The sequence below is a fragment of the Actinosynnema sp. NPDC050801 genome, from assembly GCF_040673975.1.
Classification (GTDB): domain Bacteria; phylum Actinomycetota; class Actinomycetes; order Mycobacteriales; family Pseudonocardiaceae; genus Actinosynnema.
Window position 1 is genome coordinate 57,229 of sequence record NZ_JBFAQZ010000004.1, and the last position, 22,969, is coordinate 80,197.

At 71.6% G+C, this 22,969-nt stretch carries 24 protein-coding genes; 18 read left to right on the forward strand and 6 right to left on the reverse strand.

Annotated elements, in window-relative coordinates; genetic code table 11:
* Positions 1-79: 79 nt before the first annotated feature.
* The 6 genes from AB0K14_RS10635 (at position 80) to AB0K14_RS10660 (ending at position 7,228) form a co-directional block, all read left to right on the forward strand.
* Positions 80-856: a hypothetical protein gene (locus AB0K14_RS10635; RefSeq protein WP_360451830.1), complete on the forward strand. Its 777-nt coding sequence runs from the start codon at positions 80-82 to the stop codon at positions 854-856.
* A gap of 168 nt (positions 857-1,024) precedes the next feature.
* Positions 1,025-1,768, forward strand: a complete 744-nt coding sequence (locus AB0K14_RS10640) for a hypothetical protein (protein ID WP_360451832.1) — start codon at positions 1,025-1,027, stop codon at positions 1,766-1,768.
* Positions 1,769-1,955: 187 nt separating this feature from the next.
* Entirely contained in the window at positions 1,956-3,743 is a 1,788-nt protein-coding gene (gene ctaD, locus AB0K14_RS10645; protein WP_360451834.1) for a cytochrome c oxidase subunit I, read from the forward strand.
* Between the two features lie 128 nt (positions 3,744-3,871).
* Positions 3,872-5,089 carry a phosphoserine phosphatase SerB gene (serB, locus tag AB0K14_RS10650; RefSeq protein ID WP_360452149.1) on the forward strand — a complete coding sequence of 406 codons (1,218 nt, stop codon included), beginning with the start codon at positions 3,872-3,874 and terminating at the stop codon, positions 5,087-5,089.
* Positions 5,090-5,103: 14 nt separating this feature from the next.
* Entirely contained in the window at positions 5,104-5,793 is a 690-nt protein-coding gene (locus AB0K14_RS10655) for a peptidyl-tRNA hydrolase (RefSeq protein ID WP_360452151.1), read from the forward strand.
* A 25-nt stretch (positions 5,794-5,818) separates the two neighbouring features.
* Positions 5,819-7,228 (forward strand): phospholipase D family protein, encoded by a 1,410-nt coding sequence (locus tag AB0K14_RS10660; protein ID WP_360451836.1) that lies wholly within the window; start codon positions 5,819-5,821, stop codon positions 7,226-7,228.
* 149 nt (positions 7,229-7,377) lie between these two features.
* Here AB0K14_RS10660 and AB0K14_RS10665 read toward each other — a convergent pair whose 3' ends face one another.
* Both AB0K14_RS10665 and AB0K14_RS10670 read right to left on the reverse strand, forming a co-directional pair.
* Entirely contained in the window at positions 7,378-9,405 is a 2,028-nt protein-coding gene (locus AB0K14_RS10665; RefSeq protein WP_360451838.1) for an ATP-dependent DNA helicase, read from the reverse strand.
* A 207-nt stretch (positions 9,406-9,612) separates the two neighbouring features.
* On the reverse strand, positions 9,613-10,188 hold the full coding sequence (locus AB0K14_RS10670) for a biotin transporter BioY (protein WP_360451840.1): 576 nt from the start codon (positions 10,186-10,188) through the stop codon (positions 9,613-9,615).
* Positions 10,189-10,646: 458 nt separating this feature from the next.
* Between AB0K14_RS10670 and AB0K14_RS10675 the strand changes: the two genes are divergently transcribed.
* The 4 genes from AB0K14_RS10675 (at position 10,647) to AB0K14_RS10690 (ending at position 13,642) form a co-directional block, all read left to right on the forward strand.
* Complete coding sequence (locus AB0K14_RS10675; protein WP_360451842.1) at positions 10,647-11,435, forward strand: choice-of-anchor P family protein; 789 nt, start codon at positions 10,647-10,649, stop codon at positions 11,433-11,435.
* 3 nt (positions 11,436-11,438) lie between these two features.
* Positions 11,439-11,606, forward strand: a complete 168-nt coding sequence (locus AB0K14_RS10680; protein WP_360451844.1) for a peptidase — start codon at positions 11,439-11,441, stop codon at positions 11,604-11,606.
* 83 nt (positions 11,607-11,689) lie between these two features.
* Positions 11,690-12,853, forward strand: a complete 1,164-nt coding sequence (gene wecB, locus AB0K14_RS10685) for a UDP-N-acetylglucosamine 2-epimerase (non-hydrolyzing) (RefSeq protein WP_360451846.1) — start codon at positions 11,690-11,692, stop codon at positions 12,851-12,853.
* A gap of 129 nt (positions 12,854-12,982) precedes the next feature.
* Positions 12,983-13,642: a hypothetical protein gene (locus AB0K14_RS10690; RefSeq protein ID WP_360451848.1), complete on the forward strand. Its 660-nt coding sequence runs from the start codon at positions 12,983-12,985 to the stop codon at positions 13,640-13,642.
* A gap of 198 nt (positions 13,643-13,840) precedes the next feature.
* Here AB0K14_RS10690 and AB0K14_RS10695 read toward each other — a convergent pair whose 3' ends face one another.
* A complete protein-coding gene (locus tag AB0K14_RS10695) occupies positions 13,841-14,410 on the reverse strand; it encodes an isochorismatase family protein (RefSeq protein ID WP_360451850.1) in 570 nt (189 codons plus the stop codon).
* 8 nt (positions 14,411-14,418) lie between these two features.
* A complete protein-coding gene (locus AB0K14_RS10700; RefSeq protein WP_360451852.1) occupies positions 14,419-15,693 on the reverse strand; it encodes a nicotinate phosphoribosyltransferase in 1,275 nt (424 codons plus the stop codon).
* A gap of 76 nt (positions 15,694-15,769) precedes the next feature.
* On the opposite strand from AB0K14_RS10700, the gene clpS reads away from it, so the two are divergent.
* The 7 genes from clpS to AB0K14_RS10735 all read left to right on the forward strand — a co-directional run bounded on the left by clpS (position 15,770) and on the right by AB0K14_RS10735 (position 19,722).
* Complete coding sequence (clpS, locus tag AB0K14_RS10705; RefSeq protein ID WP_360451854.1) at positions 15,770-16,069, forward strand: ATP-dependent Clp protease adapter ClpS; 300 nt, start codon at positions 15,770-15,772, stop codon at positions 16,067-16,069.
* Positions 16,066-16,623: a DUF2017 domain-containing protein gene (locus AB0K14_RS10710; protein ID WP_360451856.1), complete on the forward strand. Its 558-nt coding sequence runs from the start codon at positions 16,066-16,068 to the stop codon at positions 16,621-16,623. Before clpS ends, AB0K14_RS10710 begins: the two co-directional genes overlap by 4 nt.
* Positions 16,623-17,186 carry a P1 family peptidase gene (locus AB0K14_RS10715; protein ID WP_360451858.1) on the forward strand — a complete coding sequence of 188 codons (564 nt, stop codon included), beginning with the start codon at positions 16,623-16,625 and terminating at the stop codon, positions 17,184-17,186. Before AB0K14_RS10710 ends, AB0K14_RS10715 begins: the two co-directional genes overlap by 1 nt.
* 147 nt (positions 17,187-17,333) lie before the next feature.
* Positions 17,334-17,870: a DUF2231 domain-containing protein gene (locus AB0K14_RS10720; RefSeq protein WP_360451860.1), complete on the forward strand. Its 537-nt coding sequence runs from the start codon at positions 17,334-17,336 to the stop codon at positions 17,868-17,870.
* Positions 17,871-17,921: 51 nt separating this feature from the next.
* On the forward strand, positions 17,922-18,377 hold the full coding sequence (locus AB0K14_RS10725) for a M67 family metallopeptidase (protein WP_360451862.1): 456 nt from the start codon (positions 17,922-17,924) through the stop codon (positions 18,375-18,377).
* 71 nt (positions 18,378-18,448) lie between these two features.
* A complete protein-coding gene (locus AB0K14_RS10730) occupies positions 18,449-18,721 on the forward strand; it encodes a MoaD/ThiS family protein (RefSeq protein ID WP_360451864.1) in 273 nt (90 codons plus the stop codon).
* Between the two features lie 50 nt (positions 18,722-18,771).
* Positions 18,772-19,722 (forward strand): cysteine synthase, encoded by a 951-nt coding sequence (locus tag AB0K14_RS10735; RefSeq protein ID WP_360451866.1) that lies wholly within the window; start codon positions 18,772-18,774, stop codon positions 19,720-19,722.
* 92 nt (positions 19,723-19,814) lie between these two features.
* Here AB0K14_RS10735 and AB0K14_RS10740 read toward each other — a convergent pair whose 3' ends face one another.
* Both AB0K14_RS10740 and AB0K14_RS10745 read right to left on the reverse strand, forming a co-directional pair.
* Complete coding sequence (locus tag AB0K14_RS10740; RefSeq protein ID WP_360451868.1) at positions 19,815-21,161, reverse strand: PHB depolymerase family esterase; 1,347 nt, start codon at positions 21,159-21,161, stop codon at positions 19,815-19,817.
* On the reverse strand, positions 21,158-21,841 hold the full coding sequence (locus tag AB0K14_RS10745) for a polysaccharide deacetylase family protein (RefSeq protein WP_360451870.1): 684 nt from the start codon (positions 21,839-21,841) through the stop codon (positions 21,158-21,160). Before AB0K14_RS10745 ends, AB0K14_RS10740 begins: the two co-directional genes overlap by 4 nt.
* 346 nt (positions 21,842-22,187) lie before the next feature.
* Here AB0K14_RS10745 and AB0K14_RS10750 point away from each other — a divergent pair, with 346 nt between their 5' ends.
* Positions 22,188-22,958, forward strand: a complete 771-nt coding sequence (locus tag AB0K14_RS10750; protein ID WP_360451872.1) for an MBL fold metallo-hydrolase — start codon at positions 22,188-22,190, stop codon at positions 22,956-22,958.
* Positions 22,959-22,969 lie beyond the last annotated feature (11 nt).

The following is a 22,969-nucleotide window of genomic DNA, read 5'->3' on the forward strand; positions in this document are numbered from 1 at the left end:
GCGAACGGCTCAAGGCGATAGAGCAACGACGGAGCAGCCTGATCCGCCGATCAGCACATCGAGCCGTGTGGAGACCCCCATGCGCACGTCAAGTCCTAACCTGTTCGGAGCAGCGTCGCTGCTCGCCGTGATCGCCGCCGCCGCCCTCGCCGCAGGCGCGTCCGCCCAGCCGGACGACCCCCAGCCCGGCGACCCCCGCGCGACCGCCGTCACCGGGAACATCGACATCGAGCAGCCCGGCGACGCCTGCGACGTCGTGGGCCTCCCCGGCACCGAGGCGCTCCTGCCGCCCGGGACCTACACCTCGGACGGCACCTACATCACCATCACCGCGTACCCGCCCAACTCGGTGATCACCGGCGTCGTGGTGAAGGGCGGCCCCGCCTACAACATCTACCCGGCCGCCAACCTGGGCCCGCTGCCGTGGCAGGACCTGCACGCACCGCTGAACAGCAGCGGCGACCCGGCCGGCATCAGCCACTGGTTCGTCTGCCTGACCACGACCACCACAACCACCACCACGACGACGACCACCACGGGCACGACCACCACCACCTACGGCACGACCACCACCACTCACGGCACGACGACCACCACCACACCCGGCACCACGACCACGACCACCACCCCGCCGGGCATGACCACCACGACCACCCCGACGACCACCACGACCCCGCCACCCGGCCTGGTCGCCACCACGACCAAGGCCGTGGCCGCGGTGAGCCCCGGCTCGCGTGACGGTCTGGCGAGCACCGGCTTCTCCGGCTGGTGGCTGCTCGTCGCCGGCCTCTCCCTGCTGGCCGCCGGCTCCGCCTTCCTCGTCTCACCGAAGCTCCGCAACCTGCTGCGTCGCTGACGCCTCCGACACCCGGTGGTGGTCCCATGGCCACCACCGGGCGTGTCACATCACCGACTCATAACGAATAGACGGCAACCCGCGTCATCTGAATGGGCTACCTCGATAGGAGGGCGACCGGTGTAGTTCGATCCCCCGGTCAGCCCTCGAACCCCGCGGAGCAGCACCATGCGCATGACCACCCGCCGCCTCTTCGGAGCAGCCGCCCTGCTCGCCCTGAGCGCCACCGGCCTGCTGGGCGGCACCGCCTCGGCGAGCCCCGAGAAGCCGGCGCCCCCTCCCGGCGACCCGCGCGCCACCTCCTTCTCCGGCAACGTCGAGTGGGACCACGACAAGGCGTGCGCCACGGCGGGCCTGGCCGGCGAGGCGTTCGACGACGAGGGCACGCCGACCCTGGCCAACACCTCGACCGGCACCCACCTCACCATCACCGGCGGCCTTGAGGGCTACACCGTGACCGGTGTCGTGGTGAAGGGCGGCGACGCCTACAACGTGTACACCGCCGCCAAGCTCGGCGACCTGGCCTGGGAAGGCCTGCACGCCCCCGAGCACCAGAACAAGGGCGGCGCCGGCACCGTCCCCGAGATCAGCCACTGGTTCTTCTGCGCCGAGAAGACCACCTCGGAGCAGACCACCACGCCCGAGAGCCCGAACCCGGAGAACCCCGGCGAGGAGACGCCGGTCGAGGAGACCCCGGCCGAGGAGACCGAAGAGGTCGTCCCGACCACCGAGTCCGTGGCCGTCACCCCGACCGCCACCACGACCCCGGCCCCCGCCGCCGGCGCGAACGACGGTGACCTCGCCAACACCGGCTTCGACGGCGGCTGGCTGCTCGCCGTCGGCCTCGCCCTGGTCGCCGCGGGCGCCGCGTTCGTCGCCTCCCCCAAGCTCCGCCACCTCCTGCGCCGCTGACCCGCACCGCGAGCCCGAGGGCCGCTCCCGCCCCGGCGAGGGCCGCCCTCGGGCTTGTGACCTGCGCTACCTCACTTGATCCAGGGGGCAGCCCAGCCGCACCACCCTGAACGCCGCCGTCTACGATCCGTTGAGCCGGCGGCGTCACCCACCGGCGAAGCCAGAACCAGACAGTGCAGGAGGCACCGTGACGGCCGTAGCCCCGCAGCCGATCGCAACGCGGCCCTTCGGGACGCGCGAGGCGGCCAAGGGTTCGTTCCTGCTGCGGATGTTCCGCACCACGGACCACAAGCAGATCGGGATCATGTACCTGGTCACCTCGTTCGCCTTCTTCATGGTGGGCGGCGCGATGGCCATGCTGATGCGCACGGAGCTGGCCCGACCGGGCATGCAGTTCCTGTCGCAGGAGCAGTTCAACCAGCTGTTCACCATGCACGGCACGGTGATGCTGCTGCTGTACGCGACCCCCATCGTGTTCGGCTTCGCCAACTTCGTCCTGCCGTTGCAGATCGGCTCCCCGGACGTGGCGTTCCCGCGGCTCAACGCCTTCTCGTACTGGCTGTACCTGTTCGGCGGCCTGATCGTGATGGCGGGCTTCCTCACGCCCGGTGGCGCGGCCGACTTCGGCTGGTTCGCCTACACCCCGCTGTCCAACGCGATCCACTCGCCCGGTGTCGGCGCCGACCTGTGGATCTCCGGCCTGGTCGTCGGCGGTCTCGGCACCATCCTCGGCGCGGTCAACATGATCACCACCGTGGTCTGCCTCCGGGCGCCCGGCATGACCATGTTCCGCATGCCGATCTTCACCTGGAACATCCTGGTGACGTCCGTGCTGGTGCTGCTGGCGTTCCCGATCCTGACCGCCGCCCTGCTCGGCCTGCTGGCCGACCGCCACCTCGGTGCCCACGTGTTCGACCCCGCCAACGGCGGCGTGATCCTGTGGCAGCACCTGTTCTGGTTCTTCGGCCACCCCGAGGTCTACATCGTCGCGCTGCCGTTCTTCGGCATCGTGTCGGAGATCTTCCCGGTGTTCAGCCGCAAGCCGATCTTCGGCTACAACGGCCTGGTCTACGCGACGCTGGGCATCGCGGCGCTGTCCGTGGCCGTGTGGGCGCACCACATGTACGCCACCGGCGCGGTGCTGCTGCCGTTCTTCGCGTTCATGACGTTCCTGATCGCCGTGCCGACCGGCATCAAGTTCTTCAACTGGATCGGCACGATGTGGAAGGGGCAGCTGACGTTCGAGACACCGATGCTGTTCAGCATCGGCTTCATCGTCACGTTCCTGTTCGGCGGTCTGTCCGGCATCCTGCTGGCCGCGCCGGCGATCGACTTCCACGTGTCGGACACGTACTTCGTCGTCGCGCACTTCCACTACGTGCTGTACGGCACGATCGTGTTCGCCACCTTCGCGGGCATCTACTTCTGGTTCCCGAAGATCACCGGCCGGATGATGGACGAGCCGCTGGGCAAGCTCCACTTCTGGACCACGTTCCTCGGATTCCACGCCACGTTCCTGGTGCAGCACTGGCTGGGCAACGAGGGCATGCCGCGCCGGTACGCGGACTACCTGCCCGGCGACGGCTTCACCACGCTGAACACGATCTCCACCATCGGCGCGTACATCCTGGGCGCGTCCACGCTGCCGTTCATCTGGAACGTGTTCAAGAGCTACCGCTACGGCGAGACCGTGAAGGTGGACGACCCGTGGGGCTTCGGCAACTCGCTGGAGTGGGCGACCTCGTGCCCGCCGCCGCGGCACAACTTCACCGAGCTGCCGCGGATCCGCTCGGCGCGCCCGGCCTTCGAGCTGCACTACCCGCACATGATCGAGCGGCTGCACAGCGAGGCCCACGTCACGTTCACCGGCAAGGCCATCGCGCACGAGGACGCGAAGCCCGCGCCGTCCGAACTGGCCGCCTCCGCTGTGCAATCGGGCACAGCCTCGGAGCACACCGAGAGCGACCACAAGTAACGCTTGTAACCTGAGCGCAGGTTCAACGACGAGCCCCGACGACCGCGTCCGACTCCCTCGGCCGGGTCGTCGGGGCTCGCCGCTGTCTGGCATAGGAGCCATCAGTGACCAAGCCCAGTGGGGTCAAGATCAGCGCCACACCCGTCCTGATCACGGTCACCGGACCGGACAAGCCGGGGGTGTCCTCGGTGTTGTTCGCGGTGCTGACCAGGCACGGCGTGGACATCCTCGACGTCGAGCAGGTCGTCATCCGCGGCCGGCTGGTGCTCGGCGTGCTCGTCGGGGCCGACCACGACCCGGAGGGGTTGCAGGAGGCCGTCGAGCAGGCCATGGCGACGGTCTCCATGCACGTCGAGGTGGAGATCGGCGCGGACTCCAAGCGGACGGCGCGGCTGGAGTCGAGCCACGTGCTGATCCTGCTCGGCCGCCCGGTCACGGCCCGCGCGTTCACCGAGGTGGCGCGGCGGCTGGCGGCGCTCGGCGTGAACATCGACGCGATCCGGGGTGTCGCCGACTACCCCGTCACAGGCCTTGAGCTGCGGGTTTCCGTGGCGGACGACACGGCGGAGGGTGACGCGCAGCTGCGGTCGGCGTTGGCCGAGGTGGCGGTGCGCGGTGGGTTGGACATCGCGGTGGAGCGGGCCGGGCTGACCCGGCGGGCCAAGCGGCTGGTGGTGTTCGACGTCGACTCCACGCTCATCCAGGGCGAGGTGATCGAGATGCTGGCCGCGCACGTCGGGGTGGAGCCGCAGGTCAAGGAGATCACCGACGCGGCGATGCGGGGCGAGCTGGACTTCACCGAGTCGTTGCGGCGGCGGGTGGCGTTGCTGGAGGGCCTGGACGAGGCCGTGCTGGACGAGGTCGCGGAGTCGTTGGAGCTGACGCCGGGCGCGCGCACGACGGTGCGGACGCTCAAGCGGCTCGGGTTCCGCTGCGGCGTGGTGTCCGGTGGCTTCACCCGGGTGATCCAGCGCCTGGTGGACGACCTGGGGCTGGACTTCTGCGCGGCCAACGAGCTGGAGGTCGTGGACGGCAAGCTGACCGGTCGGGTCCTCGGCGACGTGGTGGACCGGGCGGGCAAGGCGGTGGCGCTGCGGCGGTTCGCCGACGAGCAGGGCATCACGCTGGCGCAGACCGTCGCCGTGGGTGACGGCGCGAACGACATCGACATGCTCGGCGCGGCCGGGCTGGGCATCGCGTTCAACGCCAAGCCCGCGTTGCGCGAGGTCGCGGACACGGCGTTGTCCCACCCGTTCCTGGACGCGGTGCTGTTCGTGCTCGGCGTGACCCGTGCGGAGGTGGAGGCCGCGGACGCGGCGGACGGCATGGAGCTGAACCGGCTGTGAACCCGATCCTGCGGATGCTGGTGGACCGGCACTACGCGACCGACCCGGAGGACCCGGAGTCGGTGCGGGCGATGCCGGTCGTGCTGCGGATCGAGCGGACCGCGCCGCCGTCGAGGACCGAAGCGCTGGAGGCGGCCGCCGCGGCGGCCATCGCGGTGTGCCTGGACGATCGCGCCCTGCCGGGCGGTGAGTGGCACGACGAGGTCGTGGCGTGGGTGGACGGGCGGATCCGGAAGGTGACGCGACGGGCACGCGGCGCGCACTGGGAGGCCGTGCAGGCGTTGCCGGGCGTGACGATCACCGTGGGCGGCGCGTCGGCGCGGGCCTTCGTGCCCGGGCGGGTGGTGGACCTGCCCAAAGAGCTGAGCCGGTTGCAGATCTCGGGCAGCGAGCTACCGCCCGACACCCCCGGACCGATCCCCGCCGGAGCCTGCGAGCTGTGGCTGAACCCGCGGGTGGAGATGACGGCCGGCAAGGCGGCGGCCCAGGTGGGGCACGCGACGATGCTGCTCGCGCCGCACCTGTCCGACGCGGAGCTGAAGGAATGGGCGTCGCTGGACTACCGGTGCGCCGTCCGGACACCGTCCGCGGCCGAGTGGGACGCCCTGGTGGCGCGCCCGGACGTGGTCATGGTCCGGGACGCCGGTTTCACCGAGGTCGCGCCGGGAACCGCCACGGTCGCGGTGAACCGACGTTTCGGTTGACCGGTTTGCGGTAACCATCCCCGGCGTGGGCCTGTTGGACGTGCTGGATGCCAAGCTCGGTGACGGGCTGGAGAGCTTGCTGTGCGCGCACCACGCCAGACGGTTGCGCAAACTGGGCTGGGGTTCGGCGTTCGCGCCGGAGGCCGGCTGGTGGACGCCGCGGCGGCCGGTGAGGACCGGCAACCGGGTCGAGGTGCTGGTGGACGGGCACGAGGTGCTGCCCGCCATCGCCTCGGCGATCTCGTCGGCGCGCAAGTCCGTGCACCTGGCGGGGTGGTGTGCCAGCCCGGACTTCCGGTTGACCCGCGAGCCGGGCTCGCCGACGTTGCGCGAGCTGCTGGCGTCGGCCGCGTCCCGGGTGCCGGTGCGCGTGCTGCTGTGGGCGGGGCCGCCGGTGCCGATGTTCGAGCCGACCCGCAAGCGGGTGCTGGAGAGCCGGCGCGAGTTCACCCGCGACAGCGCGGTGAGGTGCGAGATCGACGCGCGGGAGCGGACGCTGCACTGCCACCACGAGAAGATCGTGGTGGTGGACGACGAGGTGGCGTTCGTCGGCGGGATGGACCTGACCGCCGTGGAGGGCGACCGCCACGACACCGCCGAGCACCCGCCGCGTGAACCGCTGGGCTGGCACGACATCGGGACGCGCCTGCACGGGCCCATCGTCGCCGATGTGGCCGAGCACTTCCGGCAGCGCTGGCAGGAGATCACCGGCGAGCAGCTGCCCGCCGTCGCACCGCCACCCCCGGCCGGCTCGTCGTCGGCCCAACTGGTGCGGACGATCCCGGAGCGCACCTACGACTTCGCGTCCCGCGGCGAGTTCAGCCTGCTCGACTCGTACCTGCGCGCGCTGCGCTCGGCGACGAGCCTGGTCTACATCGAGAACCAGTTCCTGTGGTCACCCGAGATCACCGAGATCCTCATTTCGAAGCTCCGCAAGCCACCGACCGACGACTTCCGGGTGGTCCTGGTCCTGCCTCGCAAGCCGAGCAACGGCGCGGACACCACCCGTGGACAGCTCGGCCGCCTGCTCGACGCCGACGACGGCAACCACCGCCTGGTCGCCGCCACCCTGTCCTCGCACGACGGCGCCACGTCCTCGTCGGTCTACGTGCACGCCAAGCTGGCCATCGTGGACGACCGGTGGCTGAGCGTCGGCTCCGCCAACCTGAACGAGCACTCCCTGTTCAACGACACCGAGGTCAACCTGGTGACCGACGACCCGGACGTCGCCCGCGACACCCGCCTGCGCCTCTGGTCCGAACACCTGCAACGGCCGCTCGCGGACGTCTCCGCCCCCGCGCACGAGGTCGTGGACACCCTGTGGCGCCCCACCCTGTCCGCCCCGGGCAAGCACCGCCTGACCGCCCTCCCCGGCGTCTCCCGCCGAGCGGGCCGCCTCCAAGGCCCACTCCGCGGCCTCCTCGTCGACGGCTAACCCCACCCCCCCCACACGCGAGAGTCCTACCTCCACCTCCCGCGAGTCCTACCTCCAGAACGCGCGTGTCCTACGTTCACGTCACGCGTGTCCTACGTTCAGGACCCCCGAGTTCAACGCTCAGAACATGCGACCTGCAGGTTCGGGGCTCAGTTGTGGGCCGCGTCGAGGCGCTTGAGCGCCGCCCGCACGACCTCCGGGTCGTACGTCGTCCAGAACGGCGGCAGCGAAGCACGCAGGAACCCGCCGTAACGCGCGGTGGCCAGGCGCGAGTCCAGGACGGCGACCACGCCCTTGTCGTTCATCGAACGCAGCAGCCGCCCGGCGCCCTGGGCCAGCAGCAGCGCCGCGTGCGTCGCCGCCACGGTGAGGAAACCGTTGCCGCCCCGCGATTCCACCGCCTTCTGCCGCGCCGACGCCAACGGGTCGTCCGGCCGCGGGAACGGGATGCGGTCCATCACCACCAGCTGCAACGCCGGCCCCGGCACGTCCACCCCCTGCCACAACGACAACGTGCCGAACAGGCACGTCCGCGCGTCCTCGGCGAACCGCTTCACCAACTGCCCCGTGGCGTCGTCACCCTGGCACAGCACGGGGTGGTCGACCTTGCCCCGCAACGCCTCCGCCGCCGCCTTCGCCGCACGCATCGACGAGAACAGCCCCAACGTCCGCCCGCCCGCCGCGTTGACCAGACCCTCGATCTCGTCCACATAGGACGGTGGCAGGCCGTCGCGTCCCGGCGGCGGCAGGTGGCGCGCCACGTACAGGATCCCGCTGCTGCCGTGCTCGAACGGCGAGCCGACGTCCAGCCCGGTCCACCGCGGCCCGCTCACGTCCGACGGCGGCTCCTTGTCCGTCGCCGTCCCCTCCGCCTTGCGAACCCCCGACGCCGCCGGCAACCCCCACTGCCGCGCCAACGTGTCGAACGTGCCGCCCAACGTCAAGGTCGCCGACGTCAGGACCGTGGTCCGCTTCCCGAACAACCGCTCCCGCAGCAGCCCACCGACCCCCAACGGCGCGACGCGCAGCGACGGCGCCTTGTTGCGGTCCGCGAAATCACCCGACACCCAGACCACGTCGTGGTCCTCGTCGAACGCGTCCAGGATCCGCGTCGCGCAGTCGTGCACGTCGTCCAGCAGCGACAGCGCCAGCTTGCGGGACGTCGCGCCGTCGACGTCCTCCTTGCGGTCCGGCCCCAACGACGTGATGCACGCGTGCGCCGCGTCCTTCGTTGCCCGCAACGCCCCGGCCAACGCCTGCGGCAGGCTGTCGAGCCTGCCCACCGGCATCTCCTCCAGGATCATCGCCAGGCCGTCGCTCGCCTCCGCCATCCGGTCGGCCACGTTCTGGTCGATCAGCCGCCCGCAGCGCCGCGCGGCCGTGGCGACCAGCGACGCGCTCAGCTCCTCCGTCGCCACCGACGTCACCCGGTCGACCAGGTCGTGCGCCTCGTCGATCACGACCACGTCGTGGTCGGGCAGGACCTGGTAGCCCTCCAGCGCGTCCACGGCCAGCATCGCGTGGTTGGTCACCACGACGTCCGCCCGGCCCGCCTCGGCGCGTGCCTTCTCCGCGAAGCAGTCCACGCCGATCGGGCACTTGTTCACGCCGAGGCACTCACGCGCCGTGACCGAGACCTGACGCCACGCCTGGTCCGTGACGCCGGGCACGAGCTCGTCCCGGTCACCGGTCTCGGTGTCGGACGACCACTCGTGCAGGCGCTTGACCTCGCGGCCCATCTTGGACACCGCGAACGGGTCGAACAGGCCCGCTTCCTCCGGCTCGTCCGGCGCACCGGTGTGCAGCCGGTGCATGCACAGGTAGTTGCGGCGGCCCTTGAGGATGGCGAACCGCGGTTCGCGCCCCAGCTCCTTGCGCAACGCCTTGGCGAGCCTGGGCAGGTCGCGGTCCACGAGCTGGCGTTGCAGGGCGATCGTGGCGGTGGAGATGACGACCGTCGACTCCTCGGCCACGGCGTGCCGCAGCGCCGGCACCAAGTACGCCAACGACTTGCCGGTCCCGGTGCCCGCCTGGACGGCCAGGTGCTCGCCGGTCCGGATCGCGCGCTCGACCGCCTCGGCCATGTCGACCTGGCCCTCGCGTTCCGCTCCACCCACCGCCTCGACGGCGACGGCGAGCAACGTCCTGGTGTCGGGGATCGCGGTGGTGGCGGGCACGGCGAAAACCGTACCCGCCCACCCCGTCATCCCGGTCCGGACCCGCCTACGCGTTCCGAGCGTTGAACTCGGGTGTCCTGGACGTAGGACTCGCGCGTCCTGGACGTACGACTCGCGCGACGCGAACGTACGACTCGCGCGTTCTGAACGTAGGACACGCGCGACGCGAACGTAGGACACGCGCGTTCTGGAGGTAGGACACGCGGGTTACTTGCGGTTGATCAAGGCCCAGGTGGCGGGCAGGAGGCCGGCGGCCAGGGCGATCTTCAGCGCGTCACCCAACAGGAACGGCGTCACGCCCAGTTGCAGCGCCTTGCCGAGGCCCACGCCCGCGGCGGCCATCAGCCACGGCACGCCGCACGCGTAGATCGCCAGGTTGCCCACCGCCATCGTGCCGACGGTCCGCAACGGCGTCCGGTCACCACCGCGCGCCGCCAGGTGCCCGACCAGCGCACCGGCGAGCACGAACCCGACCACGTACCCGAGCGACGCGGGCATCCCCGACGAACCGCCCTGGAACCACGGCACCCCGGCCACGCCCGCGACCAGGTACAGCACCATCGACGCACCACCGCGCTGCCACCCGAGCGCCGCGCCCACCAGCAGGGCGGCGAACGTCTGGCCGGTGATCGGCACCGGGCTGCCCGGCACGGGCAGCGCGACCTGGGCGGCCAGGCCGGTCAACCCGGCGCCCGCGACGACCAGGGCGATGTCACGCGCGAGCGCGCCGGGGACCAGGTCGGCGAGCACCGCGCGACGGCCGGGAACGGCGAGGACGGACACTTGGGACCTCCCAGAGGATCGACTTCCCGGGAGGTTAACCGGCGATCACAGGTTCGGTCTTTGTCGAAGCTCTACAAAGTTGGCCATCTCACGCAGGACACATCAGGTCGAACGCAGCACCGCGAGGTCGGGAGCGCAGCCACCACCAGTGCGACGACGACCACCCGGTCGAGGGGCCCGGCGCGAAGCACGGTCGCCACCGCCGAACGAGTCCCATTCCTCCATCGGGGATCGCCCGATAGGGCTGCCTGATGGTCATCGGGTTTGCGGAGGGCGGACCTCACCCCCGGATCGGGTGACAACGTGAAGCATTTTCGGGCTCCGGACCCACCTTTGGTGGCGGTGGTTGGGCGGTTCGAGTGGACGGCATCCCCCTTTACGGTCAGCAACCTTCAACACCACCGGTGGAACGCCGATAGGGGAAATTGCTCGGTCAAACGGTTCGAGGGAGGAGTTCCATGCGTGGGGGACTGACGCGTCACGCCGCGGTGGCCGGACTGGTCGTCGTCGCGGCGCTGGTGGTCGGCGCCGCGCCCGCCTGGGCGTCGCCCGGAGACGCCTCGGCCCGCGGCGTGGCGCTCGACCTCTCGCTGGTGGGCCGGGACGCGGTCTCGGCCGGCCCGTTCGCCGCCGCCGACGCGAACGGCCCCACCGCCGGCACGTTGGCGGCCGTGCACCTGCCGGACGTCCTCAGCACCGGCGTGATCACCGCGACCGCCTCGCGTGACGACAAGACCGGTGGCGTCGCGTCCCGGGCGAGCACCGCCGACGTCCGGCTCGACCTGCTCCGCACCGTCACCGGAGGCATGTCCGCCGAACTGGTCGAAGCCGAGTGCGCGGCCACCCAGAAGGGCCTCACCGGCAAGTCCCGGCTCGTCGGGCTGGACCTCGGCCGACTGGGCGACCTCGACCTCGACCCCCACCCCGGCCCCGACCTCGAACCCGCCCCGAACACCGCGGTCGACCTGGACCTCCTCGGTGTGGACGTCGCGAAGGTCGTGTTCAACGAGCAGATGCGCGGCACCGACGGCAGCCTCACCGTCAACGCCGTCCGCCTCACCCTGACCGGCGGCGTGCCGGGCACCGCCGATCTGGTGCTCTCGTCCGCCACCTGCGGCCCCGCCGGCCTGCCCACCGCGATGGCCTCGGCCGCGGGCCTGTGGATCGGGCTCGGCCTGCTCACCGCGTTCGGCGTGCCCGTCGGCGCGGTGGCGCTGCGCCGACGGCACGAACTCGGGACGGTCTGAGACATGTCCCGGATCCCCGGCAGCGGTGTCCCGGCCGGTACGGGATCCGGCTCGTCGGCGGCCACCGGCGCCGGGGTCGCGTGGTGGGCGGTGGCCGGTGTCGCGCTCCCCGTGACCGGCCTGCCGCCGACCCGCGCGGTCCGCGGGCGTCGAGCGGCGGCCGGCGAGTAGCGCGCGTGCGCCCCGGCGCCTGCCTGCCCCCGGGCACGCTCCGGGGCGCCGCACGCCCGTGGGACCTCCGAGGAAGGAGCAAGGTGAAGGAAGTCGTGTTGTTCGCGGGCACCCGGCCCGAAGCGGTCAAGATCGCACCGGTGGCGCTGGCGCTGGCCGACCACCCGGTGCTCCGGCCGATCGTCGTCCACAGTGGACAGGACACGGGGATGGTCGAGCAGGCGTTGCGGGCGTTCGGCCTCTCCGTGGACGTCGAGCTGGACGCGCCGCGCGCCACCGGCGGCCAGGCGGAGCTGCTGGCGTGCCTGGTGGCGGAGTTCGACCGGCTGCTGCGCACCCGCGAACCGGCCGTCGTCCTGGTCCAGGGCGACACGACCACCGCCCTGGCGGGTGCGCTCGCCGCGTTCTGGCGCGGCATCCCCGTCGCGCACCTCGAAGCCGGCCTGCGCACCGGCGACCTCGCGGGACCGTTCCCCGAGGAGGGCACGCGGCAGATGATCGCCCGGATCGCCACGCTGCACCTCGCGCCGACCGACGACGACGCCGCGGCGCTGGTCGGTGAGGGCATGGCGGACCGCCGGATCGTGGTCACCGGCAACACCGTGGTCGACGCCGTGCGCCGGGTCGCCGCCGCCGACCTGCCCGCCCGCGACCCCGACCTCGCGCTGCTGGAACGCGTGCTGGACGGGCGCTCCGAACGGCTGGTGCTGGTGACGGTGCGCCGGCGGGAGTCGTGGGGCGAGCCGCTGCGACGCGTGCTGGGCGCCGTGCGGGCCATCGCGGACCGGCACCCCGACGTGCGCGTGCTGCTGCCCCTGCACCCCGACCCGGGGGTGCGCGCGGCGGCACGGGACGTGCTCGGCGGGCACGAGCGGATCGTGGTGACCGAGCCGTTGGACTACTCCGACCTGGTGCGCGCGCTGCGCCGGTCCGTGCTGGTGCTCACCGACTCCGGCGGCATCCAGGAGGAGGCGCCGACGTTCGGCGTGCCGGTGCTGGTGCTGCGCGAGACGACCGAGCGGGTGTCCGCGGTGGAGGCCGGCTGCGCGTGGTTGGTCGGCACCGACCCGATCCGGATCGTCGCCGAGGCGGGTTGGGTGCTCGGTGCGCGCCTGCGGCTGCCGGTGGGGCACAACCCGTTCGGCGACGGCCGTGCGGCGGCGCGGGTCCGCGGGGCCCTGGAGCGGCTCGTGGGCCTGCCGACCGATTTCGCCAGTGCGCCGCTGCCGGTGCGCATCCCGTCCTGACGGCACCGGTCGTCGTCACTCGATCAGGTATCGGTCTTTGCTCTTGTGGGTGATGTGGGGTCGAGATCGTCTGGTCGCGGCGGCCCGGGCTCGATAGTCCTCTTCGAGGAAGAGCAGAAGGGCAACACGATGAAGCAGATCGGAGCGCGCCGGGTCGGTGCGGTGACCGCGGCGCTCGTGCTCGGCCTGGTCGCCGCCCCACCCGCGTGGGCGGCCAACCCGGCGGGGGTCGCGTCGGTCGGCTCCGCCGAGTTCACCAAGGACGGCGCGCAGGTCAGCGTGCCGCCGCTGGCGGCGTGCGCGGTGGACGGCACGACGTCGAACCGGTCCGAGGCGGTGAGCCGCCAAGGCGTGCGGTTCGGCGCCGGGACGTCGTCGTGCACGACGGTGGTCGTGGACCCGGCGAACAACACCACCAAGACCACGTCCGAGGCGATCGGTGCGGAGTTCGAGCTGTCGGCCCTGGTGTCGGCGGGCGGGCCGCGGCTGCGGGTGGCCAAGTGGAAGGTCACCTGCACGGGGGTCGAGAGCGGCACGAACGCCGGTTGGGCGGCGGACGGCCTGTACGGCTTCGCCGGGTTGCCCGACCAGATCCCGGCGAACTACGTGCACGAGGTGAAGTCCGGCGACGGCACGGTGCTGGCCACCGCGACGTTCGGCGAGACGCTGTTCCCCGAGCCGAACGACGGCGGCATCGCGATGAACCTGCTGCACCTGCGGTTCACCGAGGCCTCCACCGTCACCGGCGACGTCATCCTCGGCGCCACCGCCTGCTCCCCAACCCCCTAGACCCGCGCGAGTCCTACCTCCAAAACCCGCGTGTCCTACGTCCAGAACGCGCGTGTCCTACGTCCAGAACGCGCGTGTCCTACGTTCGCGTCGCGCGAGTCCTACGTTCAGGACCCCCGAGTTCAACGCTCAGAACACCGCGACGCGCGTGCGGGTGCCCGGAACCGGAACGCTCCGGGCACCCGCACGAAGGTGCCGTCAGCCGACGTGCGGCGCACCCGTCAACGTCACGCCCGCCGCACCGAGCCGCGTCAACGCGCTGTCCACGGTCGTCCGCGTCACACCCGCCGTCAGGTCCAGCAGCACGGTCGTGGCGAACCCGGCCTCGGCCGCGTCCATCGCGGTCGCCCGCACGCAGTGGTCGGTGGCGATGCCCACCACGTCCACCTGCTCGACGCCACGAGCCCGCAGCCAGTCCACCAGCTGCTCACCGGCCCCGGACGCGCCCTCGAACCCCGAGTACGCCGCCGCGTACGCGCCCTTCGAGAACACCTCCTGCACCGCCGTCACGTCCAGCTCCGGGTGGAACGACGCCCCCGCCGTCCCCGCCACGCAGTGCACCGGCCACGAGTCCACGAAATCCGGCGTCTCGCTGAAGTGCGGCCCGGGGTCCACGTGGTAGTCACGGGTCGCCACCACGTGGTCGTACGAGGACGACGCGACGTGCGCCGAGATCGCCGCCGCCACGGCCGCGCCACCGGCCACCGCCAGCGAGCCGCCCTCGCAGAAGTCGTTCTGCACGTCCACCACGATCAGCGCCTTGCTCATCTGACCCCCTACAGGTACGTCGTCGGGATCGCGGGTTCACCGCGGGACAGCTTCAGACCTTCCCACGGCACGGTCACCAGGGCAGCGCGCAACCGCTCCCGGCTCTCCGCCAGGGTGTCCAGGCCGTCCACCCGCTGTCCGGCGCGGATCATCGGCACGGGCAGCAGCCGGTCGTGCTCGCCCATCGACGGCTCGGCCGCGTGCGGGAACACGACTTCCTCCAACGCCGTCCCGGTCTCCTTGTGCCGCCGCAGCGCGCTCTTGCGCCCACCGCGTGACTCCTTCAGCGAACTGCGCTTCGCCACCGGCCGCCCGGCCACCTCGACCAGCTTGTAGACCATGCCCGCGGTCGGCGCGCCGGACCCCGTGACCAGGGACGTCCCCACGCCGTACGCGTCCACCGGCTCCGCCCGCAGCATCGCGATCGAGTACTCGTCCAGGTCGCCCGAGACCACGATCCGGGTGTTCCGCGCGCCCAACGAGTCCAGCTGGTCGCGTGCCTGCCTGGCCAGCACGCCCAGGTCGCCGGAGTCGATCCGCACCGCGCCCAACGACGGCCCCGCGACCTCGACGGCGGTCTTGATGCCGTTGGTGATGTCGTAGGTGTCCACCAGGAGCGTCGTGTCCACGCCCAACGCCTCGACCTGCGACCGGAACGCCGACTCCTCGGTGTCGTGCAGCAGGGTGAACGCGTGCGCGCACGTCCCGGCGGTCGGGATGCCGTGCCGCCGTGCCGCCTCCAGGTTCGACGTCGCGGTGAACCCCGCCAGGTACGCGGCCCGCGCCGACGCCACGGCCGCCTCCTCGTGCGTGCGGCGCGACCCCATCTCGATCATCCGCCGACCGTTGGCCGCACCCACCATCCGGGCCGCCGCCGACGCGATCGCGCTGTCGTGGTTGAGGATCGACAGCGCCAGGGTCTCCATCACCACGCCCACGCCGAACGGCGCCCGCACCGACAGGATCGGCGAGCCGGGGAAGTACAGCTCACCCTCCGGGTAGCCGTCCACGTCACCGGTGAACGAGTAGTCCGCCAGCCACGACAGGGTCGCCTGGTCGACCACGTTCGTGCGTTCCAGCAGCTCCAGGTCACGCTCGGTGAACGTGAAGTCGGCGATCGCGTCCAGCAGCCTGCCGGTGCCGGCGACCACGCCGTACCGCCTGCCCTCCGGCAGCCGCCGGGCGAAGACCTCGAAGACGCACGGCCGGTCGGCGGTGCCGTCGCGCAGCGCCGCGGCAAGCATCGTCAACTCGTAGTGGTCGGTGAACAGCGACATCGACATGGGGCGAAGCCTAAGCCGTCGAACACCGGGGCCCTGCGGGCTCCACCACGCACGGGAACATGACACCATTGGCGGTATGACCACGCCCGTCGAGCATGAGCGGACGCAGGTTGACCCGGCCGGCGAGGAGGTCCGCAGCGAGGACCGCCCCTGGCAGACCCTGGTCTGGAACGACCCGGTGAACCTGATGTCCTACGTGACGTTCGTGCTGCAGAAGCTGTTCGGCTACAGCCGCGACCACGCGACGAAGTTGATGCTGGACGTGCACCACAAGGGCAGGGCGATCGTGTCGTCGGGGACCAAGGACAAGGTGGAGGCCGACGTGGCCAAGCTGCACGCGGCCGGGCTCTGGGCGACCATGCAGCGTTCGTCGTGAAGAAGTGGACACGCACCGGCGACCTGGTGCTCGGCCGGTTCGACCGGCAGGAGGCCGCGGTGGTGCGCGGCCTGGTGAGCCAGATCCAGGACATGCTGCTGGCCCGTGCCGAGGAGGCGCCGCAGGACGAGCTGGCGGAGCTCACCGGCATCCGCACCGGCCCGTCCACGCCGCCGGACGACCCGATCCTGGGTCGGCTGCTGCCCGACTTCCACCGGCTCGACCCCGACGCGCCGGACCCGGGCGAGGTCGACTCGGCCAACGCGCTGCGGTCGCTGCACGAGCCGGAGCTGCTGGACCTGAAGACCGGGGTCGCGGCGGTGGTGCTGGAGACGTGCCCGCCCGGTGGCGGTGAGGTGCGGCTGGCGTTGGAGCAGGCCGAGGCGTGGCTGTCGGCGTTGAACGACGTGCGGCTGGCGCTGGGCACGGCGTTGGACGTGCAGGAGGACATGCCGGACGAGTTGCCGCCGGACGACCCGCGGTCGCCGCACCTGGGCGTGTACCACTGGCTGACGTGGGTGCAGGAGACGCTGGTCGAAGCGGTCATGAGCTGATGCTGCTCGGGCGGGCGCCGGGGGCCGCGGTGCTGCTGACGCCCGCCGGTGCGGTGGCCGGGGTCGACGTGCGGGGCGCGCCGGTCGGCACGCGTGAGCTGGACCTGCTGGACCCGTCGACGTTGGTGCGTCGGGTGCACGCGGTGGTGCTGGGCGGGCCGGCGGCGGTCGACGGCGTGGTGCGGTGGCTGGCGGAGCGGGGGCACGGGTTCCCGGTGGGCGCGCGGCCGTTCGAGGTGGTGCCGATCGTGCCCGCGGCGGAGGCCCTGGGGCTCGTGCCGGGTGACGGTCACGCGGCTTGCGAGGCGGCTGCCCCGGTCGACGTGCCGGCGTTGGCCCGCATCGGTGGCACGGCGGTCGGCCTGGTCGTGGTGGACGCCGACCTGGATCCGGCGGAATGCCGAAGGGTCGCGATGTCGGCGCACGACGGCTTCACGCGGGCGGGCGTCACGGTGCCCGCCACCGTCTTCGCCGTGGCCACCGGCCGCCCGACCGACACCCCGCTGAACGACCTCTGCACCACCGCCGCCGACGCCCTGCAACGCGCGGCCCAGCCGTCCTGAGCGTTGAACTCGGGGGTCCTGAACGTAGGACACGCGCGTTCTGAACGTAGGACACGCGCGACGCGAACGTAGGACACGCGGGGTCTGGAGGTAGGACTCGCGGGGCGGGAGTGTTCGACTCGCGGGTCGGAGGGGTAACCGGCCGGTATGGCGGGTGTGCAGAAGGCGTTGAAGTGGGTGCGGACCAGTCCGGCGGTGGGCAAGGCGGCCGGGGCGTTGGCCGAGGCGGTGCCGGCGGCGCTGCGGCGCCGCGAGGTGACCGACCTGCTGCGCGCGCGGGCGCTCGGCCGACCGGTGCACCCGGCGGTCGTGGCGCTGCCCATCGGGCTGTACGCGGCGTCGGCGGCGCTGGACCTGATGCCGGGCGCGAGCAAGGCGGCACGGGCGTTCATCGGGGCCGGGTTGGCGATCGCGCCCGCGGCGCTGGCCACCGAGCTGGCCGAGTACGGGACGTTGGCCGAGGACAAGCGGCGCGCGGCGTTCGTGCAGCTGACGGCCAACGCGGCGGCGACGGTGTGCTACCTCACGTCGTTCCGCCTGCGCGGCCACGGGTTCGGCCTGCTGGCCAGGGGCGCCTCGGCCCTCGGGCTCGCGGCGCTCGGTGCGGGCGGCCTGCTGGGCGTGCACCCGACCGACCCGAAGGTGCACCGAGCGGTCTTCGAAGGCGTGCGCGAACCGGTGTAGTGCGGGTTCTCACAAGCCGGGACACCTTCCCCCACCACGTAGGATGGAGGTGTGCTGGTGATTCGCCGTGACCTCGTGGACGCGATGGTGGCTCATGCCCGTCGCGACCACCCGGACGAGGCGTGCGGGATCATCGCGGGCCCCGAGGGCTCCGACCGCCCGGAGCGGTTCGTCGCGATGACCAACGCCGAGCGCTCGCCGACGTTCTACCGCTTCGACTCGATGGAGCAGCTGCGCGTCCACCGCGAGATGACCGCGAACGACGAGGAAACGGTCGTCGTCTACCACTCGCACACCGCGACGGAGGCGTACCCGTCCCGCACGGACGTCTCGTACGCGAGCGAGCCGCAGGCGCACTACGTGCTCGTCTCGACCCGTGACCCGGAGCAGCACGAGCTGCGCTCCTACCGGATCGTGGACGGCGTGGTGACCGAAGAGCCGGTCGAGGTCGTGGAGTCGTACATGTTCGCCCACACCGGCGCCGACGACACCCCCGACTGTCCCTGAGCCCTCCAGGTGCGCCCGCGCACCGCTCGTGGCACGACTCTCACCAAACCCGGCTCCTCGGAGGTACCAGCATGGCCGTCATCGTCTCCATCCCCACGATCCTGCGCACCCACACCGGTGGGCAGAAGTCCGTCGAGGCCGCGGGCGCGACGCTCGCCGAGATCATCGACGACTTGGAGACCAACCACGGTGGCCTGAAGCAGCGCCTGGTCAAGGAGGGCGCGCTCCACCGGTTCGTCAACGTCTACGTCAACGACGAGGACGTGCGGTTCGCGGGTGGCCTGGCGGCCGCGATCAAGGACGGCGACACCGTGACGATCCTCCCCGCCGTCGCGGGCGGCTGACCCACCCCCTAAGGACGCACCCCCAAGGACGCACCTCGGAGGACTGGACCGTGGCCCGCTACGAGTCACTGCTCGACGCGGTCGGCGGCACGCCCCTGATCGGGCTGCCCCGGCTGTCGCCGTCGAAGGACGTGCGGCTGTGGGCGAAGCTGGAGGACCGCAACCCGACCGGCTCGATCAAGGACCGCCCGGTCCTGATGATGATCGAGGAGGCCGAGCGGTCCGGGGCGCTCACGCCGGGCTGCACGATCCTCGAACCGACCTCGGGCAACACCGGCATCGCCCTCGCCATGGCGGCGAAGCTCAAGGGCTACGGCCTGGTGTGCGTGATGCCGGAGAACACCTCCACCGAGCGCAAGCAGCTGCTGCAGGCCTACGGCGCGCGGATCGTGTACTCGCCCGCGGCGGGCGGCTCGAACCAGGCCGTGGCGATGGCGAAGGAACTGGCCGCGCAGAACCCGGACTGGGTGATGCTCTACCAGTACGGCAACCCGGCGAACGCGGGCGCGCACTACCACGGCACCGGGCCGGAGATCCTCAAGGACCTGCCGACGATCACGCACTTCGTGGCCGGCCTGGGCACCACCGGCACGTTGGTCGGCGTCGGCCGGTACCTGCGCGAGCAGAAGCCGGACGTGCAGATCATCGCGGCCGAGCCGCGGTACGGCGAGCTGGTGTACGGCCTGCGCAACCTGGACGAGGGCTTCGTGCCCGAGCTGTACGACGCCGAGGTGCTGACCGGCCGCTACTCGGTCGGCTCGTACGACGCGCTGCGCCGCACCAGGCAGCTGCTGGAGGTGGAGGGCATCTTCGCGGGCATCTCCACCGGTGCGATCCTGCACGCGGCGCTGGCCGCGGCGGAGAAGGCGGCGGTGCGCGGCGAGTCGGCGGACGTGGCGTTCGTGGTCGCCGACGCGGGCTGGAAGTACCTGTCCACCGGCGCGTACGCGGGCACGTTGGACGAGGCCGCGGAGCGGCTCGACGGCCACCTCTGGGCCTGAGGCCGAGGAGCTCTGGGCCTGAGGCCAGAGAAGCGGAGAAGGGCCCCGCCTTGCAGCGGGGCCCTTCTCCCGTGTCAGCCGACCGTGCAGGGTCAGCCGATCGTGCAGGGGATCCCGTTGAGCCGGAACGAGCTCGGCTTCTCGGTGTTGCCGCCGTGGGTGGCCTGGAAGCCGATCCCGACCGACGAGGACGGGTTGATGGTGCCGTTGTAGTTGACGTTGGTCGCGTTGACCGTGCCGCTGGTGGGCGAGTAGGTCGCGCTCCAGCCGCTGGTGATCGTCTGCCCGTTGGGCAGGACGAAGGCGAGCGTCCAGCCGTTCACCGCCGTGGTGCCGGTGTTGGCGATCGTGACGCTCGCGGTCAGGCCGGTGTTCCAGGCGTTGACGGTGTAGGTCACGCGGCAGTTCGACACCGGCGGGGTGGTGATGGTGCTGGTGGTGGACGTGTTGGTCGTCGTGGTCGTCGTGGTCGTGGTAGTCGTGGTGGTCGTGCTCGTGCTCGTGGAGGTGCTGGTGGTCGTCGTGGTGTCGACGGGGCGGTCCAGGCCGAAGAACTGGATGGCGCGCAACGCCATGCCCGAGCCCATCAGGTTGTGGCCGGTGCCCTGCATGGAGATGGCCTCGACCTTGTCGCCGTAGCGGGAACGCGTCCAGCCGGACTGCGGGCTGTCGGTGGACGTCGGCGTGGTGGACAGGCCGTGCACGTTGGTCCACTGGTCGACGGTCTCGCCGAAGTTCGGGTACCGCAGCGTGTCGTCCGCGGTGCCGTGCCAGACCTGCACGCGCGGCCGCGCGCCGCTGTAGCCGGGGTACATCCCGCGGGCGGTGTTGCCCCACTCCTGCGGCGTGCGGAGCACCTGACCGTTGGCGCAGGCGCTGTTCCAGCCCGAGCCGTCGGTGGTGGCGAAGCAGCCGGCGGGCACGCCCGCGAACGCCGCGCCCGCGGCGAACACGTCCGGGTAGTTGGCCAGCATGACGTTGGTCGTCATGGCGCCGGACGAGACTCCGGTGACGAACACGCGGCCGGTGTCGCCGTTGTAGCGCTGGAGCACGTACCGGACCATCGACATCAGGCCGACCGGGTCGCTGCCGCCGTCGCGCCGCAGCGCCTGCGGGCTCGACACGTCGAAGCACTGGCCGCTGCGGGTCGCCGACGGGTAGATCACGATGAAGCCGTACTGGTCGGCCAGCCGGGCGAAGTCCGTGCCCGAGTGGAACGCCGGGCCGGTGCCCGTGCAGTAGTGCACGGCCAGCAGTACACCCGGCCTGGCCTGCGTGCGGTCCGGCACGTACAGGTGCATGCGCAGGTTGCTGGGGTTGGTGCCGAAGCCGGTGACCTCGGTGAGCGTGGCGGCCGACGCCTGCGGTGCGGCGACGAGGGCCAGCACGAACGCCGCGGCCGCGGCCAGGGCGGTCACGATCGCACCGAGGACCTTCACGGAGCCACCACCCGTCCGCTGCTGTCGATGCGACCGGGGCACAGGTTCTTGGCGGCCAGGCCCTGCACGATGCGCGGCACGGCGTTGACCGTGTTCTGGTAGCTCGCGTGCATGAGCACGATCCCGCCCGCGTTGGCGCCCGTCGCGGCGCGCACGATCGCGTCGGTGGACGCGCCGTTCCAGTCCTGCGTGTCGACCGACCAGATGACCTGGGTCAGGCCGAGCTTGCGAGCCTCGTTCTGCACGGTCCAGTTCGTCGCGCCGTAAGGCGGGCGGAACAGCGTCGGCGCCTGGCCGGTCGCGTTGCGGATCGCGTTCTGGGTGTCGTTCAACTCCTTGGCCACGGCGGCGGCGCTCAGGTTCGTCAGGTAGGGGTGCGACCACGAGTGGTTGCCGATCCACATGCCGGCCTGCGCGGTTTCACGGGTCAGTTGCGGCTGTTGCTGCACGCGCGAGCCGAGGTCGAAGAACGTGGCCCGCGCGCCGGCCGAACGCAGCGCGTTCAGCAGGGGCCGGGTGTACTGCCCGTTGGGGCCGTCGTCGTAGGTCAGCGCCACGTAACCGTTGCAGGCGAGCGCGACCGGACCGGCTGCCGGCACCGGGGCGGCGCCGGCGGTGTGCGTGGCGAACAGGGGCGCGGCGAACAGCAGTGCCACGGCCAGAAGGGTTCTCAAGACCATTCCCTCCTCCTTGAGGATCACGGCGAGAGTTGTCGTCACTATGTGTTCACCACGTGGTCGCGGACAACGTGTTTCGTGAATGTTGCGAGTCTCAAATGGCCTGTTGAGCTGCGGTAACGCCTGTTTGTCCCGAACCGTATTCACCGAAGACGGTTAACGGTTCGTTCCACAACCCGCGCAAGGAATTGTCGGGGTTTGGCCGCGCTTCGGAAAACCGCAGGTGGCTGCACGGTCCGTGACCTCGGTTGATGCATTCGAGTGAACCTGCGGGCGGGTTCATTCGAGGGGTGGGAACCGTGGGTCTTACCGCATTTTTGCCGTCCCGTCGGCTGCTATCGTTCCGCCCATGCAATTGACGGTGCTCGGGTGTTCGGGCAGCGCGCCGGGGCCCGGTCTGCCCACCTCCGGGTACCTGGTGGAAGCGGGTGGCGTCCGGATCGTGCTGGAGCTGGGCAGCGGCGTGTTCGGCCCGCTCACGCGCCACTGCGACCCGTTCGACATCGACGCCGTGCTGCTGTCGCACCTGCACCTCGACCACTGCGCCGACTTCAGCTCGCTCACCGTCCACCGGCGCGAGCACCCCGAGCCGCCCTACGACGTGAGGGAACGCCGGTTGCCGGTGCTGGCGCCGTCGCACGCGCCGGAACGCCTGGCCGCCGCGCACGCCGCCGACGTCGCCGAGCTGACCGCGCTGGACCTGGCCGAGACGTTCGACTTCGTGCCGCTCGCACCCGGTCGGTACGCCGTGGGCCCGGTGGACGTGGAGGTGGCCGCCATGCGGCACATCTGCGAGGCCTACGGGTTCCGCATCTCGTACGAGGGCGTGTCGCTGGTGTTCTCCGGCGACACCGTGCCGTGCCCGGAGCTGGTGCGGCTGGCCAGGGGAGCGGACCTGCTGCTGGCCGACTCGGCCTGGCGCGAGCAGGCGGGTCGGGCCAACTACCTGCACATGAGCGGGCGTGAGGCGGGCGAGGTGGCCACCTCCGCCGGCGTGGGCCGGCTGGTCCTGACCCACGTGCTGCCGTGGTCGGACCGCGAGGGCGTCCTGCGGGACGCGACCGAGTCCTTCGCGGGCCCGGTCACCCTCGCCACCCCCGGCGCCACCTACGCCCTCTGACGGCCGGGCCG